Annotated in this window: 2 protein-coding genes; both read left to right on the top strand. The window is 39.9% G+C overall.

The window, feature by feature from the left end; all coding sequences use genetic code 11:
* Nucleotides 1–224: 224 nt before the first annotated feature.
* On the top strand, nt 225–998 hold the full coding sequence (locus tag HGG78_RS18665; protein WP_172533806.1) for a phosphotransferase: 774 nt from the start codon (nt 225–227) through the stop codon (nt 996–998).
* A gap of 97 nt (nt 999–1,095) precedes the next feature.
* The gene (locus tag HGG78_RS19095) at nt 1,096–1,608 is read left to right on the top strand and encodes a hypothetical protein (RefSeq protein ID WP_254068264.1); all 513 of its coding nucleotides are present in this window, start codon (nt 1,096–1,098) and stop codon (nt 1,606–1,608) included.
* The last annotated feature ends 614 nt before the right edge of the window (nt 1,609–2,222 follow it).

Raw genomic sequence — 2,222 nt, 5'->3', positions numbered from 1 at the left:
TGGTTAGCATCGTTTTTGCACGTAACTTATTAAAATTTCTTTGTTTCTACGGTGGTTTACTTTGAATTCATAGCTAAATTCACATAACAAACAATTTAAGAGGGATTCCCAACGCTTGGCATTTTTGCTTCTACTTCAAATTTAGTGTTTACGGTACAATGCTTTAGGTTGGGTGGTAGCGTTGCTCACCCCTTAATTGGGCGTTAGTTGCACATGGAGATATCGTGGAAGAATTATCAGGCGGAAGAGAATCTGCAATATATCGAGATGGTGAAGTCGTCTATCGACCTCTTCAGCCATGGAGTTCTACAGTTCATATTATTTTGAAACATCTTGAGCGAGAAAAAGTAGGTGAAATTCCAAGGTTTTTAGGTGTTAATCAAAATCAAGAAATCTTGAGTTTTGTCGCAGGTAATACCTACAATTATCCGCTAGCTGGCGCAATTGCAACAAATGATGCACTCATGTCTGCGGGTAAATTATTACGTAAAATACATGACTCAACAGTTTCACTCTTGGAGCAAATTGATGTTAATTCGCACCGATGGATGTTAGAGCCGAGGGAACCATTCGAGGTTATCTGTCATGGTGACTTTACTCCATACAATGTTGCTCTATTAGAAAATACAGTTGTTGGTGTGTTTGACTTCGACACGGCGCACCCTGCACCAAGAATTTGGGATTTAGCATATTCAGTTTATTGTTGGTCTCCTTTCAAAACTGATAGCAATGATAAGTTAGGCACAATTTCAGAACAGGTGACTAGAGCTAAGTTGTTCTGTGATAGTTACGGTGCAACTGAATTGGAAAGAGAGCAATTGGCTGATGTTATGGTTCAGCGATTACAGGCTTTAGTATCGTTCATGCGTAGTGAAGCCGAAAATGGTAATGAATCCTTTGCAGAAAATATAGAGCAAGGTCATCTTCAAGCCTATCTAAATGACATCGAATATATCACTGAAAATAAACAAAAAATTCAGTGTGCATTGTGCAACTAACAAAGCATTTAAGAGTGATTCGCAACGCTTGGCATTTTCGCTTCGCTCAAGTATAACCAAGTGCCGCTCACACCTTAATGCGGCGTTAAAGGTCAGTATGGACAAATCAGAACATTGTAAAGAAGTTTACGCATATTACGGTTTAGCGATGTATCGTGCGCAATGTGTGGAACAATCAATTATTCAGTTGCTCATCTTTTGTGATTTATACGAAAGAGAGGCAAAGTCTAAACACACCCAAGAGGAGTGGGAGGCTAAGTTTGATAGCTTTGATCAGGAAGTTAGTGATAAGACGATGGGTAGGCTAATAGGACACCTAAAATCTTTAAATGTACTTCAATCGACTACAGAATCGTTGTTGGCTAAGGCTCTCAAGGAACGTAATTTCTTAGCTCATAGCTATTTCCAAGCTAAGGCTATGGATTTTATGAACGAGTCTGGGCGTAATAAGATGATTACAGGATTGGAAAAATCAATAGAGTTGTTCAATCAAGTTGAGGACATCCTAAACCCGATCACAATGAGTGTCGCGGCAAAGTATGGGTTAACTGAGGAAGTTCTAGAAAACATTCAAAAACAGGCTCAGGAAGAGGCGAAAACTGACCTTTAACAAAGCATTTAAGAGTGATTCGCAACGCTCGGCATTTTCGCTTCGCTCAAGTATAGCCGAGCGCAGCTCACACCTTAATGCGGCGTTATGCAACTCAGCTAAATTTAGGGGTTTAATCTTTGGGATTTCTCCGGCCATTCGTTTTATGTTGTCGGCAAATGAGCATTTTCGGCTTCAAATTCGTGGTCAACTCAACCCGTAAAACAGTCAAGATTCTTTGTTTGCCTCAATTGCTTTTCGCGTTGGCGCGTCGTGAATTTAGCGGGCGAAAAGTGTGGAAAGGGCAAGCCAATCGAGAATGTCGAGTTCGCTGAATATTTTTGCTCGTTGAATTTTTCTGGTTCAAAAGCTTGGTTTGTTGCTGAAAGGTGGGCTTTGTTTTGGCGGCTTATTTATCACGGTTTAGGTTTGTGTTGATTCTTGGCTCACTTAACCAACATTTCGACTGTTTTCTTAATTCAACTTGGTGTAAATTTTGGTTTATCTTATTGAATTTGCTTAGTATCAAGTTTGAAGTGCGACACTTTCTACAGATGCGCATGAATATACTCCGTTGGTGTTCTATACCCAAGTCTTTTGCGTGGGCGCGTATTTAATTTGTGTGCAATTTCATT

The sequence above is a fragment of the Vibrio aestuarianus genome, from assembly GCF_012395185.1.
Lineage (GTDB): Bacteria > Pseudomonadota > Gammaproteobacteria > Enterobacterales > Vibrionaceae > Vibrio > Vibrio aestuarianus.
Note: the sequence above shows the minus strand (reverse complement) of the source record. Positions and strands in the feature narration are given on the sequence as shown.

Excerpts from the sequence above, each read along its gene's own strand:
- HGG78_RS19095 (WP_254068264.1), top strand. The coding sequence starts at position 1,096 with ATGGACAAATCAGAACATTGTAAAGAAGTTTACGCATATTACGGTTTA.